34 protein-coding genes and 1 pseudogene are annotated in these 24932 nt (G+C 58.8%); 20 read left to right on the top strand and 15 right to left on the bottom strand.

All coding sequences use genetic code 11. From position 1 onward, the window contains the following. Nucleotides 1-16: 16 nt before the first annotated feature. Both ACR0A2_RS18105 and ACR0A2_RS18100 read right to left on the bottom strand, forming a co-directional pair. On the bottom strand, nt 17-775 hold the full coding sequence (locus ACR0A2_RS18105) for a F0F1 ATP synthase subunit A (RefSeq protein WP_152457047.1): 759 nt from the start codon (nt 773-775) through the stop codon (nt 17-19). Between the two features lie 2 nt (nt 776-777). Continuing rightward, entirely contained in the window at nt 778-1110 is a 333-nt protein-coding gene (locus ACR0A2_RS18100) for an AtpZ/AtpI family protein (protein ID WP_152457046.1), read from the bottom strand. A 231-nt stretch (nt 1111-1341) separates the two neighbouring features. Between ACR0A2_RS18100 and ACR0A2_RS18095 the strand changes: the two genes are divergently transcribed. Beyond that, nucleotides 1342-1677, top strand: coding sequence for an ArsR/SmtB family transcription factor (locus ACR0A2_RS18095; RefSeq protein WP_480836564.1), 336 nt, complete (start codon nt 1342-1344; stop codon nt 1675-1677). Here ACR0A2_RS18095 and ACR0A2_RS18090 read toward each other — a convergent pair. From ACR0A2_RS18090 to ACR0A2_RS18080, 3 genes are all read right to left on the bottom strand, one after another. Further along, a complete protein-coding gene (locus ACR0A2_RS18090) occupies nt 1674-2087 on the bottom strand; it encodes a universal stress protein (RefSeq protein WP_480836562.1) in 414 nt (137 codons plus the stop codon). The genes ACR0A2_RS18095 and ACR0A2_RS18090 overlap by 4 nt on opposite strands. A 126-nt stretch (nt 2088-2213) precedes the next feature. Further along, nucleotides 2214-3128 (bottom strand): DMT family transporter, encoded by a 915-nt coding sequence (locus tag ACR0A2_RS18085; protein ID WP_480836560.1) that lies wholly within the window; start codon nt 3126-3128, stop codon nt 2214-2216. Next, nucleotides 3125-4003, bottom strand: a complete 879-nt coding sequence (locus tag ACR0A2_RS18080; protein WP_152457042.1) for a LysR family transcriptional regulator — start codon at nt 4001-4003, stop codon at nt 3125-3127. The genes ACR0A2_RS18085 and ACR0A2_RS18080 overlap by 4 nt, the downstream gene beginning before the upstream one ends. A 120-nt stretch (nt 4004-4123) precedes the next feature. Here ACR0A2_RS18080 and ACR0A2_RS18075 point away from each other — a divergent pair, with 120 nt between their 5' ends. After that, nucleotides 4124-4705: an FMN-dependent NADH-azoreductase gene (locus tag ACR0A2_RS18075; protein WP_480836558.1), complete on the top strand. Its 582-nt coding sequence runs from the start codon at nt 4124-4126 to the stop codon at nt 4703-4705. A 70-nt stretch (nt 4706-4775) separates the two neighbouring features. After that, entirely contained in the window at nt 4776-5513 is a 738-nt protein-coding gene (locus ACR0A2_RS18070) for an aspartate/glutamate racemase family protein (RefSeq protein ID WP_480836556.1), read from the top strand. On the opposite strand, the gene ACR0A2_RS18065 is transcribed toward ACR0A2_RS18070, so the two are convergent. Continuing rightward, nucleotides 5514-6044, bottom strand: a complete 531-nt coding sequence (locus tag ACR0A2_RS18065; protein WP_480836554.1) for a prolyl-tRNA synthetase associated domain-containing protein — start codon at nt 6042-6044, stop codon at nt 5514-5516. It lies immediately after the preceding gene. Nucleotides 6045-6122: 78 nt separating this feature from the next. On the opposite strand from ACR0A2_RS18065, the gene ACR0A2_RS18060 reads away from it, so the two are divergent. After that, nucleotides 6123-6254, top strand: a complete 132-nt coding sequence (locus ACR0A2_RS18060) for a hypothetical protein (RefSeq protein WP_480836552.1) — start codon at nt 6123-6125, stop codon at nt 6252-6254. A gap of 64 nt (nt 6255-6318) precedes the next feature. Then, nucleotides 6319-6843, top strand: coding sequence for a hypothetical protein (locus ACR0A2_RS18055; RefSeq protein ID WP_171642298.1), 525 nt, complete (start codon nt 6319-6321; stop codon nt 6841-6843). Here the strand turns inward: ACR0A2_RS18055 and ACR0A2_RS18050 are convergent. Then, entirely contained in the window at nt 6840-7727 is an 888-nt protein-coding gene (locus tag ACR0A2_RS18050) for a sulfotransferase domain-containing protein (protein WP_480836549.1), read from the bottom strand. The genes ACR0A2_RS18055 and ACR0A2_RS18050 overlap by 4 nt on opposite strands. Before the next feature lie 251 nt (nt 7728-7978). On the opposite strand from ACR0A2_RS18050, the gene ffh reads away from it, so the two are divergent. From ffh to ACR0A2_RS17995, 11 genes are all read left to right on the top strand, one after another. Then, the gene (ffh, locus tag ACR0A2_RS18045; protein WP_152457036.1) at nt 7979-9475 is read left to right on the top strand and encodes a signal recognition particle protein; all 1497 of its coding nucleotides are present in this window, start codon (nt 7979-7981) and stop codon (nt 9473-9475) included. Further along, nucleotides 9472-10029: a GNAT family N-acetyltransferase gene (locus tag ACR0A2_RS18040; RefSeq protein ID WP_480836547.1), complete on the top strand. Its 558-nt coding sequence runs from the start codon at nt 9472-9474 to the stop codon at nt 10027-10029. Before ffh ends, ACR0A2_RS18040 begins: the two co-directional genes overlap by 4 nt. Beyond that, complete coding sequence (locus ACR0A2_RS18035; protein WP_480836545.1) at nt 10026-10577, top strand: GNAT family N-acetyltransferase; 552 nt, start codon at nt 10026-10028, stop codon at nt 10575-10577. Before ACR0A2_RS18040 ends, ACR0A2_RS18035 begins: the two co-directional genes overlap by 4 nt. Beyond that, nucleotides 10574-11113, top strand: coding sequence for a GNAT family N-acetyltransferase (locus ACR0A2_RS18030; protein ID WP_480447444.1), 540 nt, complete (start codon nt 10574-10576; stop codon nt 11111-11113). Before ACR0A2_RS18035 ends, ACR0A2_RS18030 begins: the two co-directional genes overlap by 4 nt. Next, the gene (locus tag ACR0A2_RS18025) at nt 11110-11406 is read left to right on the top strand and encodes a chorismate mutase (RefSeq protein ID WP_152457032.1); all 297 of its coding nucleotides are present in this window, start codon (nt 11110-11112) and stop codon (nt 11404-11406) included. The genes ACR0A2_RS18030 and ACR0A2_RS18025 overlap by 4 nt, the downstream gene beginning before the upstream one ends. A 40-nt stretch (nt 11407-11446) precedes the next feature. After that, nucleotides 11447-11836, top strand: coding sequence for a 30S ribosomal protein S16 (gene rpsP / locus ACR0A2_RS18020; protein WP_010437590.1), 390 nt, complete (start codon nt 11447-11449; stop codon nt 11834-11836). A 12-nt stretch (nt 11837-11848) separates the two neighbouring features. Continuing rightward, nucleotides 11849-12484 (top strand): 5,6-dimethylbenzimidazole synthase, encoded by a 636-nt coding sequence (gene bluB, locus ACR0A2_RS18015; RefSeq protein WP_480836542.1) that lies wholly within the window; start codon nt 11849-11851, stop codon nt 12482-12484. Nucleotides 12485-12632: 148 nt separating this feature from the next. Then, on the top strand, nt 12633-13136 hold the full coding sequence (gene rimM / locus ACR0A2_RS18010; RefSeq protein ID WP_152457030.1) for a ribosome maturation factor RimM: 504 nt from the start codon (nt 12633-12635) through the stop codon (nt 13134-13136). Then, entirely contained in the window at nt 13136-13951 is an 816-nt protein-coding gene (locus ACR0A2_RS18005) for a hypothetical protein (protein WP_480836540.1), read from the top strand. Before rimM ends, ACR0A2_RS18005 begins: the two co-directional genes overlap by 1 nt. Next, the gene (gene trmD / locus ACR0A2_RS18000; RefSeq protein WP_480836538.1) at nt 13948-14757 is read left to right on the top strand and encodes a tRNA (guanosine(37)-N1)-methyltransferase TrmD; all 810 of its coding nucleotides are present in this window, start codon (nt 13948-13950) and stop codon (nt 14755-14757) included. Before ACR0A2_RS18005 ends, trmD begins: the two co-directional genes overlap by 4 nt. A gap of 136 nt (nt 14758-14893) precedes the next feature. Continuing rightward, entirely contained in the window at nt 14894-15319 is a 426-nt protein-coding gene (locus ACR0A2_RS17995; protein ID WP_480836536.1) for a hypothetical protein, read from the top strand. Here ACR0A2_RS17995 and ACR0A2_RS17990 read toward each other — a convergent pair. Beyond that, nucleotides 15316-16116 carry a glycoside hydrolase family 25 protein gene (locus ACR0A2_RS17990; RefSeq protein WP_171120334.1) on the bottom strand — a complete coding sequence of 267 codons (801 nt, stop codon included), beginning with the start codon at nt 16114-16116 and terminating at the stop codon, nt 15316-15318. The two genes, ACR0A2_RS17995 and ACR0A2_RS17990, sit on opposite strands and share 4 nt — an antisense overlap. A gap of 370 nt (nt 16117-16486) precedes the next feature. On the opposite strand from ACR0A2_RS17990, the gene rplS reads away from it, so the two are divergent. The 3 genes from rplS (at nt 16487) to ACR0A2_RS17975 (ending at nt 17496) form a co-directional block, all read left to right on the top strand. Continuing rightward, complete coding sequence (rplS, locus tag ACR0A2_RS17985; protein ID WP_152457026.1) at nt 16487-16870, top strand: 50S ribosomal protein L19; 384 nt, start codon at nt 16487-16489, stop codon at nt 16868-16870. A gap of 11 nt (nt 16871-16881) precedes the next feature. Continuing rightward, nucleotides 16882-17103, top strand: a complete 222-nt coding sequence (rpmE, locus tag ACR0A2_RS17980) for a 50S ribosomal protein L31 (RefSeq protein ID WP_050605278.1) — start codon at nt 16882-16884, stop codon at nt 17101-17103. Between the two features lie 165 nt (nt 17104-17268). Beyond that, nucleotides 17269-17496, top strand: coding sequence for a hypothetical protein (locus ACR0A2_RS17975; protein WP_480836533.1), 228 nt, complete (start codon nt 17269-17271; stop codon nt 17494-17496). Here the strand turns inward: ACR0A2_RS17975 and ACR0A2_RS17970 are convergent. Both ACR0A2_RS17970 and ACR0A2_RS17965 read right to left on the bottom strand, forming a co-directional pair. Continuing rightward, nucleotides 17493-19100, bottom strand: a complete 1608-nt coding sequence (locus ACR0A2_RS17970) for an MFS transporter (protein WP_480836531.1) — start codon at nt 19098-19100, stop codon at nt 17493-17495. The genes ACR0A2_RS17975 and ACR0A2_RS17970 overlap by 4 nt on opposite strands. A gap of 77 nt (nt 19101-19177) precedes the next feature. Further along, nucleotides 19178-20065, bottom strand: a complete 888-nt coding sequence (locus tag ACR0A2_RS17965) for an AEC family transporter (RefSeq protein ID WP_171229168.1) — start codon at nt 20063-20065, stop codon at nt 19178-19180. 217 nt (nt 20066-20282) lie between these two features. Here ACR0A2_RS17965 and ACR0A2_RS17960 point away from each other — a divergent pair, with 217 nt between their 5' ends. Beyond that, entirely contained in the window at nt 20283-21092 is an 810-nt protein-coding gene (locus ACR0A2_RS17960; RefSeq protein WP_152457022.1) for a division plane positioning ATPase MipZ, read from the top strand. Between the two features lie 71 nt (nt 21093-21163). Here the strand turns inward: ACR0A2_RS17960 and ACR0A2_RS17955 are convergent. The 5 genes and pseudogenes from ACR0A2_RS17955 to ACR0A2_RS17935 form a co-directional block, all read right to left on the bottom strand. Then, nucleotides 21164-21364, bottom strand: a pseudogene (locus ACR0A2_RS17955) (XdhC family protein); the annotation flags it as partial. Between the two features lie 117 nt (nt 21365-21481). Next, nucleotides 21482-21934 carry an SRPBCC family protein gene (locus tag ACR0A2_RS17950; protein WP_480836529.1) on the bottom strand — a complete coding sequence of 151 codons (453 nt, stop codon included), beginning with the start codon at nt 21932-21934 and terminating at the stop codon, nt 21482-21484. Nucleotides 21935-22037: 103 nt separating this feature from the next. After that, nucleotides 22038-22823, bottom strand: coding sequence for an XdhC family protein (locus ACR0A2_RS17945; RefSeq protein WP_171120343.1), 786 nt, complete (start codon nt 22821-22823; stop codon nt 22038-22040). Beyond that, nucleotides 22820-24007, bottom strand: coding sequence for a vWA domain-containing protein (locus ACR0A2_RS17940; protein ID WP_480836526.1), 1188 nt, complete (start codon nt 24005-24007; stop codon nt 22820-22822). The genes ACR0A2_RS17945 and ACR0A2_RS17940 overlap by 4 nt, the downstream gene beginning before the upstream one ends. Beyond that, nucleotides 24004-24879, bottom strand: coding sequence for an AAA family ATPase (locus ACR0A2_RS17935; protein WP_480836524.1), 876 nt, complete (start codon nt 24877-24879; stop codon nt 24004-24006). Before ACR0A2_RS17935 ends, ACR0A2_RS17940 begins: the two co-directional genes overlap by 4 nt. Nucleotides 24880-24932 lie beyond the last annotated feature (53 nt).

Here is a 24932-nt window from a genome sequence, read left to right as displayed (position 1 = left end):
GTTGGGGTATCGGACCTTAGTGTGAAGGATGCAGCGCATCTTTCAGATAAACACAGGTCAGAATGGTGAATACGTAGGCCTGAATGAAGGCCACCAGGACCTCAAGACCATACATAGCGGTGATCGCCAGAACCGACACCGGCGAGATCACGGCAATCGCGGCGAAGCCTGCGAAAACCTTGATAACCGCGTGGCCAGCCATGACGTTGCCGGCAAGACGAATGGAGTGGCTGACCGGGCGCACGAAGTACGAGATCAGCTCGATGATCGCCAGGATCGGGCGCAGCGCCAGAGGCGCGCTGGAGACCCAGAACAGACCGAGGAATGCGGCGCCGTTTTTCACGAAACCCAGCACGGTCACGGTCAGGAACACGGCCAGCGCCAGCGGGATGGTCACGGCAAAATGCGATGTGGTGGTGAACGAGGTCGGGATCAGCCCCAGGAAGTTTGCGCAGACGATGAACATGAACAGGGTCATGACATAAGGGAAGTATTTCACGCCTTCCTTGCCGCAGATGTCTTCCAGCATCTTGTAGATGAAGCCATAGGCCAGCTCGGCCACCGACTGCATACGGGTCGGGACGATGGCGCGTTTCGAAGTGGGCAGCACCAGCAGAGCGATTATGGCCAGCACCGCAAAGAACAACCACAGGGTCACGTTGGTGACCGTGAACATGCCTACTGCACCGTCGCCGAACAGCGGCTTGACGATGAACTGATCCATCGGGTGGAATACCAGGCTGCTGCCTTCTGCTGCGGTGGTCTCGGTTGCCACGTTCAGTCCCTCTCGTCCTTCTCGGCAGCCGTTGCCGCCGTTTGTTTCTCTTGAACCTCTTTCGCGCTGCGGAGCATAACCTTCACGCCCGCGACAAGGCCCAGCAATGTGAACAGCACCAGAAAGATCGGGATCGTCCCGAGCAGGCTGTCCAGCCCGTATCCGATGCCAAATCCGATCCCCAGACCGGATACCATTTCGATGACCATCCGCCAGGCAAGCTCGCCCCCGGACACGTCAGCATCCGCACGAGGCTTTGGCGCTTTGGCCTTTTTCGCCGCTTCGATCTTGGCCTCAAGCTGCGCCATACGCTGCTTTTGGTCATCATCGGTCACGGGCGTTTCCCTCGTACAATCTTGGGCATGGTGCTAAGGCGCGAAGCGCGCAGAGTCAACGACCTTGAACGCCCTCATTGACGCAGCCTAAATCATTGATAATGATATGTTTTTCAGAAGCCCCGGGGCGTGTCATTGGTTTCGAGGGCCACCGCTGTGCCGCCATAGCCCAGAATCCGCATATTCAACCAAATGGTTGACCAATCCCAGCGGCTATGGTTGAGCGGACGCATGCCCAACGATCTCGACACCGTCTTTGCAGCCCTCGCCGACCCCACCCGCCGCGCCATTCTGGCGATGCTGCTGGAGGATGACATGGCGGTGACGGATGTGGCCGAACCGTTCGAGATGTCGCTGGCGGCGATCTCCAAACACCTGGTCATACTGACCAAGGCCGGTCTGATCAGTCAGGAAAAACGCGGGCGGGTAAAATGGTGCAAGCTGGAACCTGACGCCTTGCGCGCCGCGTCGGTCTGGATGCAGGGGTTCGGACAATTCGAGCCCGTCAATCTGGACGCGTTCGAACGGTTTCTGGAAGCTGAACTGCCAAAGTCGGGCGAGGCCTAGCGCACCACAAAAACAGACATGCTGGCGTGTTTCGCCAGATAACCGGCGTGGCTGGAAAAAATATAGTCGGTGATCCGGGGCGCGTGGGTGCCGACAATGACAAGATCTGCGCCGATCTCCTCGGCCGCGCGGGTCAGATCGCTGTCCACCTCTGCGGCAACGTCAACCGAGTGGATTTTGCGCATCGAAACTTCTGATCCACTTTCTGCGGCCAACTGTTCGGTGAACCCCGCCAATTCCTTGTCGATCTCGGCCTCGGTTTCCGAGGATTCACCCATATGGGCCCCGGTGACGCTGACCAGAGTGATTTTGGCGCCCTGCCACTTTGCAACCTGCCCGGCAACATCGGCTGCTTTGCGAACTTCGGGCGGTAGATGCCGGTCAACCGGCAACATGATATGTTTGAACATGATCTCCTCCATTTGCCTGCCAAAGAGGTTATGGAAGGGCCCGCAGGGGTGCCTTGATCTGGCTCAACAAATTCCACCGCTGGAATACATCTTGGATCTGCCGGGTTTTTCCAGCGAAGATGTGGCTTATTCCATGGCGCGGCGCACTGGCACCGAGGGCGGGACTTCCTCTTTCAACAACATCAGCAGGGCGATGATTGTCAGCGCGACACCACCCAGGATCAAACCGGTTGGCACGCCTTTGCCCAGTGCAATCTCCCACAGAATGACCCAGCTGGGAACCAGGTAGGTATAGGCCATGACCTTGGCCGACGGCAGCCGCAAGGAAGAAAACTGCACCAGCACGAAGCTGGCTGCCGTTGCAAAGAACGAAATATAGAACAGACCGATCCAGACAATAGCGGGAAGCCCGGCCCAATCGGTTGCCATCAGGTCCGACCAGCCGAACGCGACCAACAACAGACACCCGGCGACCAGCGTTCCGAAGGTGAATACCACGGCGGGCTCTCCTCGGTTCAGCTTGCGGATCATGGGCGTATAGATCGCATGGGCGACGCAGCCCCAGAAATAGATGATTTCGCCGCCACCGATTTCAAAGGCGCGGAACATTTGCCAATCGGCCCGGAAAATCACCCAAAGCGCCCCCACGGCGCCAATGGTCAAGGCCAGCGCCATGCGCGGAGTCGTGATTTGGCGCAACAAGACCCACCCCGCCATGGCAGAGACAACTGGTGTCAGGGTGAACACCGCTGCCGCACTGACAGGTGGGGCGGTTTGCAACCCATAGAACATCAGGACGAAATAGGTGGCGAACAAAGCCCCAAGCACCAGATAGCGCCAAGGGGCCTGCGCGGCGCTGCGCGGCAGGCCGGTTGTCGCCAGTGCGGCCAAACCAATCACGGCAGCAGCAATCGCAAAGCGAACCGCATTCAGGGCGGCTGGCGCGATTTCGTTGGCGATCATGGACCCCAGCGAAAAGCTGCCTGCCACAAGGGCTGAAAAGACAAGCATGGCCAGATGGCCACGCATCTGCGGGCTCATGGCTGCCAGCCTTTGGCTTCTTCTTTCAAAAAGCTCAGGAACGCCTGTACCTTTGTGGTGCGGTGCAAATCCACGTGGGTCACCAGCCACAGATTGCCGAACCATTCCGGCAGCGGATCAATCACCTCGACCAGATTGTCGTGGCGGGCGGCCTCCCAACGGGCCATGAAACCGATGCCGGCACCGGCCAGAACCGCCTCGCGCATGCAGAAGTTGTTGGTACAGCGGAAGGTGATGCGATCGGCGGGTACCGTCGCGCGCAGCCAGCGTGTGAACGGCGCGCGGCTGGTTTCATCATCGGAACTGACGAAGTGATGGCGTGCAAAATCTTCGATTCCGGATGGCTTGCCGAACCGTTCGATGTACGAGGCGCTGGCATAAAGACCAACTTCCTCTTGTCGGAAAGGCTGGACGACATTGTCGGGTTGATCGGGGGCCGATCCGGCGCGGATCGCCACATGCGCCTCACCGTATTCCAACCGGAACAGCCGATCGCCTGTCAGGTATCGCACGATCAGGTCCGGATGCATTTTTTGAAACGCGGTGAGCGTCGGCACCACCAACGGGGCAAGCGACCCCAGGGATGTCACGACCAATTCACCCGAGACATCGTCTCCACGTCCCTTCATCCGGCCCACAAGCTGGTTGAACTGATCTTCGGTCGCCTGTGCCACGCGCAACAGATCGTCGCCTGCTTCGGTCGGCGTATACCCACGGGCATGGCGCTGGAATAGTTTGACACCCAATCGCGCCTCGATCGCATCTATGTGGCGGATCACGGTGGCGTGGTGAACGCCCAGAACCTCTGCCGCGCCGCTGACCGTCCCCATGCGCGCCACCTGATAGGCGGTTCTCACTTCATCCCAATTATCCATGGCAATGTCGTCACTGTGCAATTTCCAACAATAACTGTTGATGTATCCGAGTTTTGTTCATCAACGCAACAATCATATTGGGCGCAGGACAAGATTCCCCTGACCGAAAGGACCAAAACAATGACCAAAACGATCCTTCACATCGACTCATCCGCCCGCCGCGTGAACTCGACCACGCGCGATCTGTCTGACCGTGTGGTCAAGCAACTGGGCGCAGACCGTATCATCCGCCGCGATCTGGCCACCCCCCTGCCCCTGCTGACAGAAGACTGGATCGCCGCCAATTTCACCCCCGCCGACCAGCGCGACGATCTACAGCGCGACCGGCTGGCCCTGTCGGACGAACTGGTCTCCGAACTGCAAGAGGCCGACACCATCGTCATCGGCCTGCCGATCTACAACTTTTCGGTGCCTGCCGCATTCAAGGCCTGGGTCGACCTCGTGGCGCGCGCGGGCCTGACCTTTTCCTACACGGAAAACGGCCCCAAAGGCCTGCTGGAAGGGAAACGTGCCATTCTGGCCATCGCATCGGGCGGCGTTCCTGTCGGATCCGAAGCTGATTTCGCCACCAATTACGCGCGCCACGTTCTGGGTTTCATCGGCATTCATGACGTCGACGTCATCGCCGCGGATCAGATGGCCGTGAACCCGGATGCGGCGCTGGAAAGTGCCCACAAGGCGGTTTCGGAGCTTGCGGCCTGATCGCCTCTGGCCAATAAGCGCGGAAACGTCCAGTCTGCCTGATAGCAAACGGGCAGACTGGATGGGCCACATGAAGAAAATCGGCATTCTGGGCGGTGTGGGCTGGGCCTCGACCGTCGATTATTACCGGGCGATTGCCGAAGGGGCAGGGCGTTATCACGCGGAACACGGCCATGGTTCGCCTTTGCCGATCCCACCGATGACCATCGAATCCGTAACGCAGGCCAGAACGCGCGCCCTGCGCGGTGTCGCCGGTGATGATGCAAGCTGGGCGGATTTTGACGCGGTGTTCCGCGACGCCCTGCTGACTCTCGAACGCGCCGGGTGCGATTTTGGCATTATCGCGTCCAACACCCCCCATGCTCGGCTTCACGCGATACGGAAGGGTGTCTCGATGCCGATCCTCAGCATCTTTGACGCAACCGCCGAGGCGACGGCAGGTACCGGCGCATCACGGGCTCTGGTCCTGGGAACAACCGTGACGATGCAGGCCACCAACTATGCGGATCGACTGGCCGCCGAAGGCATTGCCGCGAATGAACGGTTGCCCGAACCCGAGATTTCCCAGATGCAGGCCATGATCGACAGTGATTTCTACGGTGGTGCGTCTGACATGGCCCGCGACCGGTTGCTGGCGTTTTGCGACAAGCACGCCAGCCCCGGAACAGCGATCCTGCTGGCCTGTACCGAGCTTCCACTGGCTTTTCCCAACCACCTGGACGATCCGGTGTTCGAAGCTGACGGGCATTTGTTCGTCAACCCGTCAGCCGCGCATGTTGCAGCCGCATTGAATGAGGCGCTGACGTAATCAGGGCAACCACGTGACCGCGCAGCCGATGCGCTCGAAAAAGGCCATCATGTCGGCCCGCGTCAGGGCCACGGTACGGTCGTTGACAAGGGGGTGCATGTAAATCACCTCGGCCTGCTGTGCCGCCGCATCCATGAAGAACCTGACATCATTCTGAACACCGTTGATCATCGCCAGCGGACTGACCGCGCCGGGGCGTATGCCGAGATTCTGAAACAGCCGGTCCGCCGAGCCGAAGGACAGGTTGCCTATGCCCAACTCGGCCCCCAAAGCCTTGAGATCAATCTCGCGGCTTTGTTCCAAGGTCACCAGATAGTTGCGCTTTTTCTTGTCGCGCAGATACAGGTTCTTGACCCTCAGCGCGTTCTCTCCGGGTGTCATGAACTGGTCTTCGACCACCTTTGCATCCTCGACCGTACGCAATGGCACATGGGTATGCAGGCGATAGGTCAGCCCCCAATCTTCCATCTGCGCAAGCAATGCGTCCGAACTCAGCGGCAAAGTGTCCTGATAGGTGGATGAAGCGTCCATGAAGCCCTCGCTTTTTTGGATTGCTCATTGCGCAACAAAACTTGGAATTCAAGCGCGAGACATACAATTGCCCGGTTAATGCCCGCCCGAATGATCGTCGCATCACAGGCGCAGTCAGTGTCTGGCTTGCCAAACCTGGCCTCGACCCCGCCAACCACACTGCCCGAGATCAAGGACGGCGCTGCCCTGGCCCTGCGCGTTTCAGCCTGATTTCACGCAAGACGGTGATGAAACAAACTGGAACAGGGTGTTGGAACGGTGCTAGCGTACCGCCATGAAAGTGACCCGAGACACCCCGAACCAACTGATTATCGCCAATACGCCCTGGTTCATCGGTATCACGCTGGTCATTTTCATTCTGGCCTTTGTCGGCCCCGGTATCTTTCTGATGAGCACGGGCGGCGAAGGCATCTGGTTCGGCCTGATCTTCGCCCTTGGAGGAGGTGGTCTTGGGTTTGGTGCGTTTTGCGCTTTCGTAAGACGGGTTCAGATCATTCTGGATCGGCACAAAGACAGTATCCTGATCCGCCGCCAATCGGTTTTTGGTTATGAAGCGGTCGAACACAAACTGTCCAACCTGTCCCACGCAGAAATCGAAAGCACGACATCCCGTGGCAAAAACGGCACCTCGACGCTGTATCGCCCGGTCCTTGTTCTTGAGAAAGGCATGAGCGCGGGTCGCCATCCCATTGTCGAAGCGTTTTCCAGCGGCTCCGGCTCTCACCGGTTGGCCGAGGCGGTGAATGACTGGCTTCCATCTAAGCCCGGCCAAGACCGTCGCGCAGTCGGGACGAATTAAGAGGCCAGGCCGCGTTCCAGCCACAATCGTTCTTCGGCTGAGACCAGCCGGGACATGCAGGCGTCATATCGCGCCATGTCCTGCTCGGTCAGCTTGCCTTCCCACTTGTTGCTTGTGCCCGAAGAGAAGAACTGCGCAAAGTCGTGAAACCCGCTGGTGAATCCGGGGGTTTGCTCCAGACGTATGGCATTGTTTTTCATCGATCCGAAACTGCCGGCCTCGGCTATGTCCTTGACCAGGTCCGGGTCAATTTCGATGTCCATGATCCGTGCAAGCCGCGCGACCTGTCCCGGAAGATCCCGGCTGAGCTCGGCATAGTGCAGAAAATGGATGTTGGGCAGGTCGCGATACATCCAAAAGGAATGGAAGTGATGAATGATCGATCTGAGGGTCAGGTCATCTGTGCCCTTGGACGACGCGGGCCGGTTCAAAAACATGTCGAAAGCTTCCGACTGATCGTCGGGGAACAGGTAATCAAGCCAGTCATGTTTCATATTCTCGACATGGCGGCGCATCGAAAAATGAACGTCAACCGGATGGCGGTGAACAACCAGATATTGCGCATTTGGCGAGAATGCGATGCCATCAAGCGGGGTATGTGTTTTGATACAGCGCCGATGGCTTTGCGCGTTCAGTTCATCCGCCTGCGCGACCCGATCGCGAAAACTGCAATCAAGCCACGGTGAGACCCTGTTGTCGTACACGCCGGGGTCGGCCGTTTCGGTGATGAGCATACGCACCAGTGTTTGCGTCCAAGTGGTGCCGCATTTGGGCGGTGTGCACACAAAGACATCGCTGGGCCGGATCTCGAATCCGGACCAGATATCGGTGTTGGTGACCTCGCCGACATAGTCGGTCGTCTTTCGCGGCAGACCATTCTTCATTGCCCCCTCCCTCAGCTGCATTCACGCAGAATAGCCCCCAATGTGACACTCACATAGCTTATCTTGACTCGCACGGCCCAGAGGCGTAGATGACGCCCCAACATCCGGAAGCCTTTCGATCTTCCGGTCCCTTGAGTCGTTCAGGGATCGCCCCCCACCAGCGAGTTTCGCCCGTGGGGGCGTTTGCGCATTGACCCGTCTGCCCTTATCTAAGGGGCGCCAAATCAGAACCGGCTAAGGAGGCCGCAGGCATGTTTGAAAATCTATCCGAACGCCTCTCTGGCGTCTTCGACCGGTTGACCAAACAGGGTGCCCTGTCTGAAGAAGACGTCAAAACCGCCCTGCGTGAGGTCCGCGTTGCCCTGCTTGAGGCCGACGTCTCGCTGCCGGTTGCAAGGGAATTCGTCAAGAAAGTTCAAAGCCAGGCCACCGGTCAGGCGGTCACCAAGTCGATCACCCCCGGCCAGCAGGTCGTCAAGATCGTGCATGACGCTTTGGTTGACACCCTGCGTGGCGAGGAAGACCCCGGTGCGCTGAAGATCGACAACCCGCCCGCGCCGATCCTGATGGTCGGCTTGCAGGGTTCGGGTAAGACGACGACCACCGGCAAGCTGGCGAAACGTCTGAAAGAGAAAGAGGGCAAGAAGGTCCTGATGGCCTCGCTGGACGTCTACCGCCCGGCGGCGATGGATCAGTTGGCCGTTCTGGGCACGCAGGTCGGCGTCGATACGCTGCCGATCGTTCCCGGCCAGAAACCTGTCGATATTGCCAAGCGCGCCAAACAGCAGGCGACGCTGGGTGGTTACGACGTGTACATGCTCGACACCGCGGGTCGTCTGCACATCGACGAAGTCCTGATGGATGAGGTCGAACAGGTCCGCAACGCCGTTGACCCGCGCGAGACGCTGCTGGTGGTCGACGGCCTGACCGGTCAGGTCGCCGTCGAGGTGGCCGAGGAGTTCGACGCCAAGGTCGGCATCTCGGGCGTGGTTCTGACGCGGATGGACGGCGACGGGCGCGGCGGTGCGGCCCTGTCGATGCGCGCGGTCACCGGCAAGCCGATCCGCTTTGTCGGTCTGGGCGAGAAGATGGACGCGCTGGAAACATTCGAGCCGGACCGGATCGCCGGTCGGATTCTGGGCATGGGTGACATCGTTGCCCTGGTCGAAAAGGCCCAGGAAACGATGGAGATGGAACAGACCGAGCGCATGATGAAGCGCATGGTCAAGGGTCAGTTCAACATGAACGACCTGAAAATGCAGCTGGAACAGATGATCCAGATGGGCGGCATGCAGGGCATGATGGGCATGATGCCGGGCATGGGCAAGATGGCCAAGCAGATGGATCAGGCCGGTCTGGACGACAGGATCCTGCGCCAGCAGATCGCCATGATCCAGTCGATGACCAAGCGCGAACGCGCCAACCCGCAGATCCTTCAGGCCAGCCGCAAGAAACGCATCGCGGCGGGGTCCGGGATGGAGGTCAGCGACCTCAACAAGCTGCTCAAGATGCACCGGCAGATGTCGGACATGATGAAGAAGATGGGCAAGATGGGCAAAGGCAAGATGCTGAAACAGGCCATGAAAGGCATGTTCGGCAAAGGCGGCCCCAGTCCCGAGGAGATGGCCGCAGGCATGGATCCCAAGGCGCTGGAACAGGCGGCCAAGGCCATGGGCGGCAAGATGCCCGGTCTGGGCGGCGGGATGGGTCTGCCACCGGGCCTGAGCGGGTTCGGAAAGAAAAAGTGACCCCCGCACGCTGTACCCAGCCCCCGTCCGGAAAGGCGGCGATGGCAGCCGCGCAATATCGCGCAGCCCTGCCGGTCATTCAGACCCGGCGGCTGGTACTGCGCGTGCCCACACTGGAAGACCTGCCGGTGTGGACGTCGATCTGCAAGGACAGCTTTGGTGACACCCCGCAAGCCGCGTGGACTGAGTTTTCCTATTATACCGCGGGCTGGCTTCTGCATGGTCACGGCCTGTTCACGGTCACGCTCAAGGGTGATGATCGGGCAATTGGCTTCGTCGTTCTGGGTTTGGAATGGGACGATCACGAACCGGAACTTGGCTATATGTTCGGCGCTGAACACCGGATGCAGGGCTATGCCACCGAAGCTTGCGCCGCCGTGCGTGATTTCGGATTTGACCTGCTGGGATCGGGGCAGTTCGTAAGCTATGTTTCGCAATCCAACACCCGTTCGAACGCGCTTGCCCAACGACTGGGCGCAGCGCGTGATGCCGATGCAGAAAGCGCCTTTGGGCCAACCCAGCATGTCTGGCGCTACCGCGAGGTGCAGGCATGACATTCGCGATGCCGATCCCGACGCTGGAAACCGAACGCCTGATCCTGCGCGCGCCGTCCGAGGCCGACGTCGATGCAGACACCGCCTTCTTTGCAAGCGATGCGGCCGAGTTCGTCGGCGGCCCTCTGCGCAGGGATGAGGTTTGGCGGGTGCTCGCCTCGCTGCTGGGGCACTGGGCCTTGCGCGGCTATGGGTACTGGAGCGTCGATGAAAAAGACACCGGCACCTATGTCGGGCGGATCGGGCTTTGGTTTCCCGAAGGCTGGCCGGAACCCGAAGTTGGCTGGACCCTGTTGAACCACGCCACCGGCAAGGGCTATGCGACCGAGGCCGCGCTGACTGCACGTGCCTACGCCTATGATGTATTGGGCTGGGAAACCGCGATCTCACTGATCGATCTGGACAATCACGCCAGCAAGGCCGTGGCCAAGCGTCTGGGCGCGCAGTTCGAGTATCACTATGACCACCCCAAGTTCGGAAAATCCGAAATCTGGCGGCACCCGGCGCCCTCGGATCTGGTGAATGGCGGAATGGAGGCATACGCATGACCTCTTTCACCATTCCCACCATTGAAACCGAACACCTGATCCTGCGCGCGCCGCATCTGGACGATCTGCCCGCAATGACCGCATTCTTCGCGACCCAGCGCAGCCATATGGTTGGTGGTCCCAAGGACGCGCTTGGAAGCTGGAGCTCTCTTTCGAACAGATTGGGTCATTGGGCGCTGCGCGGTTATGGTCTGTGGCATCTGACTGAAAAGGCCAGCGGCGCATTCGTGGGATGGGCAGGCATGATCTACGTACCCGGCTGGGCGGAGCCCGAGCTGGGCTGGACGCTGATGGCAGAGGCCGAAGGCAAAGGTCTGGGCTTTGAGGCCGCAGCGGCTGCACGCGACTATGCCGCCCGGCATCAGGGCCTTAACGGTGTGATTTCCTACATCGCCCATGCCAATGACCGCTCGCGCGCTTTGGCCGAACGCCTCGGCGCAACGCTGGAGATTGAGAGAGCCGAGCTTTTGGGCAAGCACGCTCAGATCTGGCGCCATCCGCAGATTGACTTGACCACCGAAAGGACCGGCCAATGACCAACCCCGTGACACAGGCTGCCACGCTGTTGAAAGAGCATCGCGAAAGCATCGACAGGCTGGACGCGATCCTCGTCTATACGCTTGGCGAGCGGTTCAAGCACACGCAGGCCGTTGGCAAGCTCAAGGCCGAACACGACCTTCCCCCGTCCGATCCCTCGCGCGAAGCTGCGCAGATCGCACGGTTAGAAGACCTGGCGAATGAGGCCGACCTGGACCCCGATTTCGCCAAGGCTTTCCTGAATTTCATCATTCAGGAAGTCATCCGACACCACAAGAAACACCAGAATTGACTGGGAAATCCCAGTAACGCCATTCAAAGGAGATACCACCATGGCAATGAAAATTCGTCTCGCCCGCGGCGGCTCGAAAAAACGTCCTTTCTATCGCATCGTTGCGGCTGACAGCCGTATGCCGCGCGATGGCCGTTTCATCGAGAAACTGGGTACCTACAACCCGCTGCTGCCGAAAGACAGCGAAGAGCGCGTGAAAATGAACATGGAGCGCATCCAGTACTGGCTGGATCAGGGCGCACAGCCCACCGACCGTATCGCACGTATGCTGGAAGCGGCCGGTGCCCGTGACAAAGCCGAGCGCAACAACCCCAACAAGGGAACTCCGGGCAAGAAAGCCCAGGAGCGCGCCGAAGAGAAAGCCGCCAAGGCCGCTGAAGCAGCCGAAGCCGCTGCTGCTCCGGCAGAAGAAGCTGCAGCAGAAGAATAAGCAGGCGCACGCGTGCGGGATCACCCCTTTACAGACGATTTTCGCACGCAGTTCGACCTGTTGTTGCGGCTCCGGCGGGATGTGCGCCGGTTTTGCACCGACGCGATTGACGAGGCAGTGCTGACGCGCTGCCTCGACGCATTTCGACTGGCCCCTTCAGTGGGGCTCAGCGAACCCTGGCGCGTGATCCGCGTCGAAAGCGAAGCGGCAAGGGCCGCAGCGCTGAAGAATTTTCGCACCGCCAATGACCACGCTTTGGCGGGCTACTCGGGGGACAAGGCGCAGCTATACAGCAGGCTGAAGCTTTCCGGGATGCAGGAAGCGCCCGTGCAACTGGCCGTCTTCTGCGACGACAGCACCGAAAAAGGGCTGGGACTTGGCGCCGGCACGATGCCCGAGATGCGGCGCTACTCTGTCGTGTCCGCGATCACTTTGTTCTGGCTTGCACTTCGGGTCGAAGGGCTGGGGCTGGGCTGGGTTTCCATTCTGGATCCCGACCAGATGAAGCGCGATCTGAATGTTCCTGAAACCTGGCGCCTGATCGGCTATTTCTGTGTCGGCCGGCCGGAACAGATGTCGGATACACCTGAACTGGAACAGATCGGCTGGGAAACCCGGGCGCAAGGCCTGACGATCGAAACACGGTAAGGCCTTATGTTCGGATTGATACGACTTCCCATTCTGCTGTTGATCGCCTTTATTGTTGGCGTGTTCTTCGAGCGCAACAACCAGCGCGAAGCCTGCAACGGGCTTGGCGAATGGAGAAACGGGATATGTTTGACGACTGGGGCAGCCAATGAGTGATCTGATCTGCGTCGGCAGCATCGCGGGGGCTTACGGTGTGCGAGGCGAGGTGAGGCTGAAAAGCTTTTGCGCCGTTCCCGAAGATATCGAGACCTATTCGCCGCTGACCGATGAAGCGGGCAAAGAGCGTTATCCGGTGGTATTGACGCGCACCATCAAGAACGGATTCGCGGCCCGCCTTGGTGGCGTTGAAACCAAGGAACAGGCGGATGCCCTGAATGGGTTGCGCCTTTACGCAAGGCGCGATCAGCTGCCGTCGCTGCCCGATGATGAATTCTACCACAACGATCTGATCGGGCTGGATGTCTATGACACCGGAGGCACCCTGCTGGGCAAGGTCAAATCGGTGCAGAACCACGGGGCCGCGGACTTGTTGGAATTGCACGGGCCGGGGTTGAAAACCACGGTTTTGCTGCCTTTCACGATGCAAGTTGTACCCACGGTGGATCTGGAACAAGGCCGTATCGTGGCCGACCCGCCCGAAGGCCTGATATAATGCGTCGGGTCCTGCTGCATCTGGGCCTGCACAAGACAGGCATGACCGCAGCACAGTCCTTCCTCCATGAAAACCGGAAACTGATCTGGCCACGCTTCGCGTTGGTTCTGCCCTACAAGACGCGCAACAGCGGCTTGAGCGAGAGCGCCACGCGTCACTCGCTTTACCGGCTGGATTCCACATTGGCGGGTTTTGGAAGCCACCTGCACGCGTTTCTGGACGATCTGGATTTCGGCGCACGCCGGGGGTTGATCCTGAGCGAAGAGAATTTCGCAGGCTTGCGCCCCAGCAGAAACAAGCGTGAAGGTTACGGTGCCGCACCGGAACTGGCGGAAACTCTCGTCAGCGTCGTGCGGCGTCGGTTCCTGGGTCATGAAACCGACATCACGATCTACATATCCTTGCGCGCCCGCGATCAATGGCTGCGGAGCCTGTGGGCACACGACTTGCAGAAATCACGCATGGTGCAGGACTTGGACGCCTTTTCCTCCGACCTTGCCCATTTGCCATCGCTTCAGGAAACCGCTGATGCCGTCCGGAATCGGTTGCCATCCGTCACGGTCAGAACAGAGTGGATGGAGGCGTTGCAGAACCACCGCCTTGGTGCAGGTGCGCCCTTGGCCGAATTTCTGAACCTGCCACCCGAGCTTTCGTCACAACTTGTCGGGCCTGCACATGGCACGCCAACATATTCAGACGATGTGCTACAGGAAATCCTGGCGCTGAACCGATCCTCGCTGGACGACGCCGCCATGATCACCCAGAAGAAAGCACTGATTCAATCCGCACAGAACGAACTGGCCCGCCAGACATGACAGAGAAACCCAGCAGATCCCATGGCCGCAAGGCGATCCGTCCTTCCCTGAAACCACGCGAGCTGATGGCTCCGAGCTCTGATCTGCACGGGGTCTGGAAAGCCAAGATCATCACTTTGTTCCCGTCCGCCTTCCCTGGTGTTCTTGGCGAAAGCCTGACAGGTAAGGCCTTGCAGGAAGGGCTTTGGCAACTGGAAACAGTGGATCTGCGACAGTTCGGAATAGGCAAACATCGCAACGTTGATGACACCCCGGCCGGGGGTGGCGCGGGCATGGTTCTGCGGGCCGATGTTCTGGGTGACGCGATCGAACATGCGATGGCAGGCGTTCAAGGGAACTGGCCGCTGATCTACCTCAGCCCGCGCGGGCGTCGCATGGACCAGCGCATGATGCAGAATCTTGCCCGTTGTGACGGCATGACCCTTCTGTGCGGTCGTTTTGAAGGCGTGGACGAGCGCGTTTTGGAACATTACGGCGTGCAAGAGGTGTCGTTGGGTGATTTCGTCATGACCGGAGGCGAAATCGCGGCCCAAGCCCTGATCGATGCCACGGTACGGCTGATTCCCGGAGTGCTTGGAAATCAGGCTTCGACCGAAGAAGAAAGCTTTGCCTCGGGTTTGCTGGAGCACCCCCAGTATACCCGCCCCGCAGATTGGAAAGGGCGCCCGATCCCCGAGGTTCTGATGTCGGGCCATCATGGCCGGATCGCGGAATGGCGGCATAAAATGGCACAAGACATCACGCGCGAACGGCGTCCTGATATCTGGGCAGAATACGTCAAAGCCAGATCAGAATTCCAAGACTAGACCCGCTCGTTGTGGCCGGGATGCCTCAGTTTCGATGTTTGTCAGAATGCCATTTGAAGCTGAACGCACCTGAACTTATTCACCTCCATGCCCCATTGGTTTTTTTGGGTAACAAGAAGTGAAAATAGAAGGCATTATGAAAAAGCTATTGCTTGGCACGTTACTGGTTGCCTCCGCCTGTACCACCAAACCGCTTGGGATGTCCGTTCCGACGCAAGCCGGTCACAATCTGCACTCTGCGAAGGTTGCCGTTGACTCTTGCTCTCAGGAAGCTGACGAGGGCGGCAACAGCGCCGTAATCGGCGGTTATGCAACCAATATCCTGCTTTGGGGCATCATCATCGGGCCTGCGGTCACCGCGCCATTTCAGGACGAGCTGCGCCATCAGGGCGAAATCGATCAGGTTGATCGCTGCCTGCGCGCACGCGGTTTCGAGCGGCGCGAACTGACCGCGGGTGAATCGTTCTGGGTGCGCAACGCCTTTGGTGATGAACGCGAACGGCGGCTGGACCACCTGGTCGGGGGCGGCACTATCGAAACCTACGGAACGTCACAAAACTAGCGGCGCGCTTTCCAGCTGGCCCAAGTTTCTGGGGTTCCGTTGAACGTGTTGATGTCCACCCTGCCCTGAACCCCCGGCACCAGCCCGGTGCCGGTGTATTGCCAAAACCGCCAGACCGTGCGGGGATAGACCTGACGCGGATGGCCTGCGACGGATCGCAACCAGAACTCGGTTTTGGGCAAACGCCCGATATCCGTATCCGCAAAGAAATCCACCGTCGTATAGACGATGGGGCGCCGGCCATAATGGCGTTCGAGAATGTCCAGAAAGCGCTGCGCTTCGGCGCGGACGGTTCTGCCATCGGGCCGCAACGTGCAGGTCTTGGAATGCGGCGTCCACTCCATGTCAAGCACATGCGGCAGATCTGCCCCTTTCGGGACGTTCTGAATGAACCAACGTGCCTGTTCCCGGGCCGATCGGCAGAAATAATAGTAATGATAAGCCCCCCACGGCACGCCCGCTGCCTGAGCACCGCGCCTGTGGTCGTCGAATAATGGATCCGCCACATCGCCGCCTTCGGTTGCTTTCAGAAACGCAAAGCTTACGCCCGAAGCTTTGGCTGTGCGCCAGTCTATCGGTCCCTGCCAGCGCGAGACGTCAAGCCCGTGGATCGGATACAAGCCGGGGTGACGGCCCTCCCAGTCATGCGGATCGGCGTCCCCAAAATCAGGATAGATTACGGACGGCGCTGTCCTGTCCACACCCGGCGTGGGTTCCACGACCTGCGGTTTCGGGCCGCCGCGCCCGCACGACATAAGCAAAGCGGCTGCAATCGTCAGCATAAGTGCAATTCGCATCATGGGGTCCTGTCTGAAATTTCTGCTCTTTCAATTTCCTTCAGAATGCCTGATCTGACCGCTGTGGCAACGGTGGGATTTTCGAAAGGCGGATTCCCACTGCTTCGCCATACGATTTGTTCTTGATCCCGGCACTCAATACCCTTAAACGACCGCAATCCGGTGCCGCATTCTGCGACTCCGGTGTTTTGGTTTGATTTTCGGCTTAAAGCCCGGCTTTCTTCGGCGGGGATGTGTCAGATCAAACCAGACCAAAGGAACATTCGATCTGACCTCTGGCGGGCTGCATGCAGGACCCGGTGAAGACCAAGAGCTCTCAGGCCGTGCCCAAACTTCGTGGGCCAACCACGAGCATATAGGAGTACCTGCGATGGATCTTATCGCACAGCTTGAGGCGGAACAGATTGCCGCCCTGGGGAAAGACATCCCCGACTTCAAGGCCGGTGACACCATACGTGTCGGCTATAAGGTGACCGAAGGGTCGCGCACCCGTGTGCAGAACTACGAAGGCGTCTGCATCGCGCGCAACAACGGCAATGGCATTGCCGGTTCGTTCACCGTTCGCAAGATTTCGTTCGGCGAAGGCGTGGAGCGTGTGTTCCCGCTGTATTCGACCAACATCGACAGCATCACCGTTGTCCGCCGTGGCCGCGTTCGTCGTGCCAAACTGTACTATCTGCGCACCCGCCGCGGTAAATCCGCACGTATCGCAGAGGTTACGAACTACAAGCCCAAGGCTGGCGCCGAAGCGTAAGGAACGGAAAGATGAAAAAAGACATCCATCCCGATTATCACGTCATCGACGTCAAAATGACCGATGGCACCGTTGTTCAGATGAAATCCACCTGGGGCGCCGAAGGCGACCAGCTGGCTCTGGAAATCGACCCCTCCGTGCACCCTGCATGGACTGGTGGTTCGTCGCGCCTGATGGACGCCGGCGGCCGCGTGTCGAAGTTCAAAAAGAAATACGAAGGTCTGGGCTTCTAAGTCTGACTTGTTTCGATTTCGAAAGGCCGTCCCTTGGGGGCGGCCTTTTTTCTGGAAGCTTCCATGTGTCTTATGGACGCGAAACCGGACATGATGCGTTTTTGCAAAGACCTAGTGATGTTACACTCCGTGTGAACAACCCTCAGCTTCCACGGAGACCCGGACATGCCACAGTACAACGACATGATCGAGCTTTCAGTCGATGATATGGATCTGATTGAAACGGCGTTGCGCGACTCGATCGCTTCGTTGTCACATGCTGTTTCGGATGAACCAGAGGACAGCAGGTCAGACCGGGAAGACACGTTGCGGCGCATTCACGAACTTCTGGGCAAGCTACACGATCAGAAGGTCTTTTTTCGCCCTCAGAAAGGGGTTTACCTCGGCGGTTAGGGGCTTGGTTGTCGCGGATTGCGGGTCAATTCCGCCGCACTGTGTACAGGGGGAACCGGCCCGCGCAGCAACATCAGCGCCAGCGTCATTCCGGCCAGCGCCGCAATCGCGGCAACCAACATGGCATTGTCAAAGGCGTTGTCCTGCACATCCCGCAGGGCCTTCGCCAATGCATCTCCCGCAGACGGATCCATCCCCGAGATCAATTGCTGTATCTGGTTCGGCGTTCCATGTGCCAGCGCATGGGCCAGATCCGCGCGCTGGGTTGACCCGGCAGGCAGCGCGTCGATCACCTCGGACAGACCTCGGCGTCTGGTGATCGCTTCGGCCAGACCGCCCACCACGGCACCAAGGGTTGCGCCGAAATAGAGACAGGCGTTGATGACCCCCGAACCCTGCCCCACATGCTGCTCGGGCAGTAGGCGCAGGCCTAGGCGTGGCAACAGCGAAAAGCAGATGCCCAACCCGACACCGACGATCAGCAGCTTCCACCAGATTTCGGAAAACTGCGTTGTGTTCGTTGTTGTCATCAGCAGCAGGAACCCGCAGGCCATCGCCCCCAGGCCAATGGCGATCGGCCATTGAAAGCTGTAGGGGGCAAGAAAGCGGGGTGCGGTGACCGAGATCGCAAACATGCTGAGGCTGAGCGGCATGATCGCCAGACCCGCATCGATGGACGAATACCCAAAGGCATCGGGCGATTGGACGAATGTATTGAAATAGACGAAGAAGCAGAACAGCGTGAAGCCAGTAAAGAACATTCCCGCCGCGGCCATCAGATAACGCGGATGGCGAAAGTACCGAAGCTCGATCAAAGGATCGTCGCTGCGGCGGGATACGATGACAAGGGCAATTGTCGACACGGCCGCCACGACCAGCGGCACCAGTGTCAAAGGCGAAGTCCACCCGCCGCTTTCTCCGTTGCTGAGCGCAAAGGACAATGGCCCGAGGAAAAACAGAATGGCAACGGCCCCCGCATAATCGAACTTTGCCCCGGCAAGACGGGTATCGGGAACGTATTTCCGTTTGCTGACATGCAGCCCGATGGCGAAGGCCACCGCCAGCAGAATCAGGTCGGCTGCAAAGACGGCGCGCCAGCTGACATAATGGCCGAAAGCGCCACCGACGATGGGCCCGACACCGATCGCCAGACCGACAATCGCCCCCCAGACGCCGGTAACGCTGGCGCGCTGCTCTTCGGGCGTGGCCGCCGTCAACAGTGACAGGGACGTGCCGAACAAAGCAGCCGCGCCCGCGCCTTGCGCGCCGCGCCCGATAAGCAGCATCGCCCCGTCCTGCGCCAACAGGGCAAAGGCAGACCCGATTGCAAAGACGATCATGCCAAAAAAGAACACGCCCATCTTGCCGGTAATGTCACCCAGCCGGCTGACGATGCAGACAAGCGTGGCGCTGGTCACGGAATACGTGGCCATCACCCATTGCAAACCTGACGGGGTCAAATCGAACTCGGCCCTGAGATTGGGCAATATGGTGGTCACAGCAGTTGTGTTGAACCCCACGACCATCATGCAGATGGCCGTCATGGCCAGCACCACACGGGCGCGGGACTGCGGAGATACACTGACCGAGCTCTCGTCGCCCATAAAACACCCACTGACCAAGAATTTTGAATACAAACATCATCAGTTTAACGATTTCTGGTCCTGCGCATAGGGTTGCGTCAAATCCAGTAAGACAGCGCAACGGGCAGCACCAGTACAGTGCTGAGCGTCGAAACAAGAATGAACCCCGCCACATCCGGCCCGTATTCCGGAACATGCTGGTCGATAAACAGATAGGTCGCCACGGAAGAAGGCATCAGGCAACACAGGATCAGCGCACCCCGCTCGGTTCCCGTGAACCCAAACAACCAGATCAGAACACTGGCAATTGCAACCGCCATCGCCAGATGCAGGGCCGTCAGCAGAACCGCGCGACCCAGGCTTTTCACACGCAGCGTCGCGAGCGTATGCCCCAGGGTCAGCAGCATGAGCGGGATCGACAATCCACCCAAGATGTCAAAGGACTTTGCGACCGGTTGCGGCAGGCTTTGCCCCGTTGCCATCAGGATCAGGGCGAGGCCCACGGCGTAGATAATCGGGGACGTCGCCAGTTTCCTGGGCGAGAATTCTCCGGCCGGGATCCACATGCCGACGGTAAAGATGCTGATCAGCACAACCACCACGAACGCCATTGTATAGGCCATACCTGCGTCGCCCAGCGCCAGCAAAGTGATTGGCAGGCCGATGTTGCCGACATTGCCGTGCATCAACGGCGTCAGAAATGCCCTCACCGGCAAGCGAAGAACCTTTAGCACGACATACCCCAACACCCCGAAACCGGCCACCGCAAGGGCAGCGGCCGTCATCATGTCAAGAAACGTGCCCACGGCCAGTTTGGTGTTCGACAGATGAGAAATGATCAATGTCGGATAGCCTACTTTTGAAACGATCCCACCAATGACCTTGTTGTCGAAAGGCGCCTGAATCACGGCAAGAACATAGCCAATTCCAGCGCAGATCAGGACGGGCAGAACCACGTTCAAAACGTTCAGGAACAGGTGCTCCAAGCAAAAATCTCCTTGCTGAAACCGTTTGTCGACAGTGAATCAGTGCCATTGCAATGGCAAGCGCTCTGTGTAACTCGTGCGCAGCGTTAGGTTTTCCCGAATAGAGTCTGATATTGCCCGAAAGCGCCGCTTGAGGTTCTTTCCTTCGCCGCCGACACAACATATAGTGGCTGACAACAACGTGTAGTGAAGCACGGCGGGACTTGGGAATACAAGCATGGCACATATCATTGTGGTCGGGAACGAAAAGGGTGGCGCAGGCAAATCGACCGTGTCGATGCATGTGGCGACCGCGCTGGCCCGATTGGGACACAAGGTCAGCACGTTGGATCTGGACCTGCGTCAGCGCAGTCTGGGACGATACTTCGAGAACCGCAACAATTTCCTCAAAAGCTCGGACCTGACCCTGCCCAGCCCGCGCCATCACGACCTGCCCGAGATCGATGCCGCAACGTTGAAACCGGGCGAGAACATCTATGACCATCGCCTGTCTGCTGCCGTATCCCAGCTGGAAAGCGACAGCGACTTTATTCTGATCGACTGCCCGGGTTCTCACACCCGTCTGAGTCAGGTGGCGCATTCGCTGGCCGACACGCTGATCACCCCGTTGAACGACAGTTTCATTGACTTTGACCTTTTGGCGCGGATCGACTCGAAGGGCGAAAAAATCCTTGGCCCGTCCGTCTATTCCGAAATGGTCTGGAACGCCCGTCAACTGCGGGCACAGGCGGGGCTGAAACCGATCGACTGGGTCGTTGTCCGCAACCGGGTCGGTACGCAGCGGATGGTCAACAAGGAAAAGATGCAGCGCGCGATCGAAATGCTGTCCCAGCGCATCGGCTTCCGCGTCGCCTCGGGCTTTTCCGAGCGGGTTATCTTCCGCGAGCTGTTCCCGCGTGGCCTGACACTGTTGGACCTCAAGGATATCGGGGTCAAACAGCTGAACATCTCGAACATCGCAGCCCGGCAGGAACTGCGTGACATGATGAAAGAGCTGAATCTGCCGGGTGTGGAGATTGACTTTTGATCAGCTGTCCCGGCGGCCGCTATGCGGACTTTTTTAGGCAGTATGAATGTTCTTTGGTTCTGGACTTGCATTCAGAAACAGCTGCAAAGACTTCCCGCATAGAAGCTTGAGAGCAAAGAAAGAAGAGCCTTCAACGTATCGGATCCTTTTTTGGCCGTGCCGCCCGTTTCAAGCACCGAGACCACCTGTAGTCGGATGTCCCGGTCAATGCAGCCATTGGAGATATAGCCGACCATCCTCCCGCTTGAAGAGACAACGGCGAGCGAACCTACTTCGCGCGCCGCTCAGCCCTTGATACTGATCGATGTGATCAGAACAAACTGCTTACCAGCGTTTAGCAGGCCATCTGCATGGCCAAGGACATCAACCCGGTGTTCAGGATGTGTGGATCAAGAAACGGGTTCTTCCGACATGACGTCTGCAAAGGACTTGAAGAATTTGGCGGCGAGTTTCTTTGCTGTGCTCTGGATAAGACGGCTCCCAAGTTGCGCCAGCTTGCCGCCGATCACGGCCTTGGCTTCGTAGCGCAGAATGGTCTGAGACCCATTTTCAGTCAGTGTGACGTCGGCTCCGCCTTTTGCATGTCCAGCCGGGCCACCATTGCCCTGGCCATCCAGCGAAAACGTCTCTGGCGCGCCATCGGTTTTGAGCACCACATCTCCGCTGAATTTCGCTTTCACGGGGCCAACTTTGAGTACAACTTTGGCTTCAAGTTCGGTGTCGGATTTCTTGATCAGTTCTTCGCACCCGGGAATACAACGTTTAAGTATCTCGGGGTCGTTCAAAGCTGCGTAAACCACATCCCTAGGGGCATCGATGATAATTTCGTCGGCCAGTTCCATGGCGGTTCCTTTCTTTGTTCAGCAACAGGGGTATTTAATCGTGGCAAGCACCTCAGCCTGCTCTGTAGATGGCTTGAAACCACGAGTTAAGATTTTGAAAAGTTTACGCATTTGGGTTCCTTTCTACGGAATTCCTGCGCACGGTGATCAGTTCCGCCAGGATGGAAAGCGCAATTTCTTCAGGTGTGACAGCACCAATGTCCAAACCAGCTGGGGCTGAAACCATCGCGAGTGTGACCTCGGGCACACCAGCTTCGGAGAGCTTTTCAGACAGGGCCGCGAATTTCTTCTTACTGCCCACAAAGGCGACATAGTTTGCTTCACAAGCAAGCGCGTCGCGCAAGGCGTCAAGATCACCCTGCCCTTGCGTCGCCACGACGATCGCACTCATCTTTCCAAGTGCATTCTCCTCATCCACGGCACGTGAGATTGACCAGTGAAAATGTGGTGCGATTTGTGCCAAAGCCTCTGCGACCGGCGAGTTTCCGAGTATTGTCAACTCTGGCATCGGAAGACAGGGCTCAATAAAAATGTCGATGGTGCCACGAGAGGGACAACCGTTGCGCGCATAGAATACGCCCTCCACCATTGCTCCGGCACTGACGCCGATATCGTTCAAAAAGTCTTCCGGCGCGACCGACACAAGCTTGGGTGCGCCGGTTTCGAGGGCTTCCAAGGTGGCTCGCCTCACAGCACCACGGGTGCAGCCGCCACCAAGAAACCCGTGCAATATGGTGCCATCCGCACCAATGATTGCCTTTGCGCCGGGTTTCGCCGCGGTGGTTCCGGCAGTGCGCACGATTGTTGCAAAGGCAAAAGGTTGTTCCTTGGCGCGCAGGGATTGGGCTGTTTCTGCCAGGTCAGATGAAAACAACTCAGCGGGGGTCATAGCGATACCAACTCCTTCTCCAGCGCGGCGAGGTCCGCCAGCGTGTTGGCGGCGGAAAAGAGGTCCAAATGAGGCAAGGCTGCCGTCATGCCCGCTGCGACGGGCGCATAGTCGCGCCAGCCTTTGAGCGGGTTCAGCCAAAGAATGCGGCAGCCGCGTTTGCGCAGCTTGGTCAGCGCCGCGTCAATGTGGTCAGGGGAAGAGGTGTCATAGCCGTCCGAGAGGATCATCACGACTGAACGCCCATCGACAAGCCGGCGCGCGTAGGTAGATGCAAATCGATCCAGGCTTTCCCCGATTTTGGAACCTCCGCCGAACCCATCCGCCATCAAGGACATCCGTCCGATGGCGCGCATCGTGTCCTTATCGCGTAAAGCCTCGGTTATCCGCACGAGGCGTGTGTGAAACAGGTATGCGTCGGCGGTTGGATCACCGCGCATCAGGCCGGCCAAAAAGGCCAGGAATACTTGCGCATAGACGGTCATAGAGCCGGAAACATCGCATAGCGCTACGATTTTTCGGCTACGATCAGGGCGTTTGCGCTTGATGAGTCGGATGGGTTCGCCCCCTGTCGCCAGGCTGCGCCGGATTGTTTTGCGGAAATGCAGTCGATCGCCCTTGCGGGCAGCGATGCGGCGGCGGGAGCGGCGGTCGCGCAGCGCTTGTCCGAGGCGGCGAGCAACTTCTTCGGCCTCGGCAATCTCTTCTGCCCGTACCAGATCACGTAGATCGCGCCGGGACAGGTTGCGCATTTCGGTGGCGATCAGCTTACCGTCGCCATCACTTTCGGCATCACCGTCACCTCCGTCTGGCGCTGTCGCATCGCCAGCGCCTCCAACGTCTTCTCCTTTGGCATCTCGTGACGAACGTACGCTGTCGTCGCCCTTGGGATGGGTCGACATTTTCGGCATGACCTTTGTTCGCACGCGACCGGCATCCATCCAGAAACTGTCAAACAACAAATCAAACCTCTGCGCATCGTCCTTGCATCCCGTGCAGACGGCCTTGAGTGCGCAACGCGCCTCTTCAGGGTTGGCTGACTCAACATAGGTCAAGGCCGTCAGAGCTGCTTCGGTTTCCTGCACGCCAAGGCGCAGGCCATTCTCCCGCAAATGGGCCAGGAACCCTGCCATGCGCGCCGTGGCGCCGGGATCTCGGCCAGCAAAGCGGGTCACGCGGGTCATGCGGCCTTCCCCGCGATGCGTTGTGCCACTTCGCTAGTGATATGTGCGCGATCGCTCTGAGTTTTTAGAAGTGTCGTGAGTGTGGCTTGGAGGGCTGCCGGGTTTTCCGTCAGATCAGCAATCCCTAACCCCATGAGCGCGGCGGCAAAATCCAGTGTCTCCGCGATTCCGGGCACCTTCTCAAGTTCTTCCTTGCGCAGCGTCTGGACGAACTCGATCACCTGATCGGCCAGCTGCGCTTCAATCCCAGCACACCGGGCTTTTAGGATCGCGAGTTCCGTTGTCCGGTCGGGATAATCGACATAACTGAAAAGGCAGCGACGCCTCAGCGCGTCCGACAAGTCGCGGGTGCCATTCGAGGTCAGTATAACTGTTGGCACGGTGGTGGCTTTGATGGTGCCAAGCTCCGGAACGGTGATTTGGTAATCAGCGAGGATCTCGAGCAAGAAAGCTTCGAACTCTTCGTCTGCGCGGTCGATTTCATCGATCAATAAAACCGGAGAAACGTCTTGCGTGATCGCCGACAGTAAGGGGCGCTCCAACAAATACTCACGCGAGAATATCCGATCCTCGACCGCCTTGCCGGCCTCGCCTGCTTCAGAGGACGCACGGATCGCCAGTAGTTGTCGTTGGTAATTCCACTCGTAGATTGCCTGAGAGGCGTCCAGACCTTCATAGCATTGCAGGCGGATCAACTGCGTGTTCTGGGCCGCAGCCAGTACTCGGGCAACCTCGGTTTTTCCTACGCCCGCTGCGCCTTCCAGCAGTAGAGGGCGGCGCAATGACAAAGCCAAATGCAGCGAAACCGCCAGATCGTCTGAGGCGACGTAGTTCTGTTCTACAAGTGCAGATTGGAGATCGGTCCAAGTCATCAGAGCCTCAAGTGGTTTATGAGGCGCGCGCCGCCATCCCTGCCGCGCGCGCC

Source organism: Ruegeria sp. H8 (assembly GCF_056532905.1).
The sequence above is the reverse complement of the archived record's forward strand: the minus strand, read 5'-3'. Positions and strand labels throughout refer to the sequence as shown.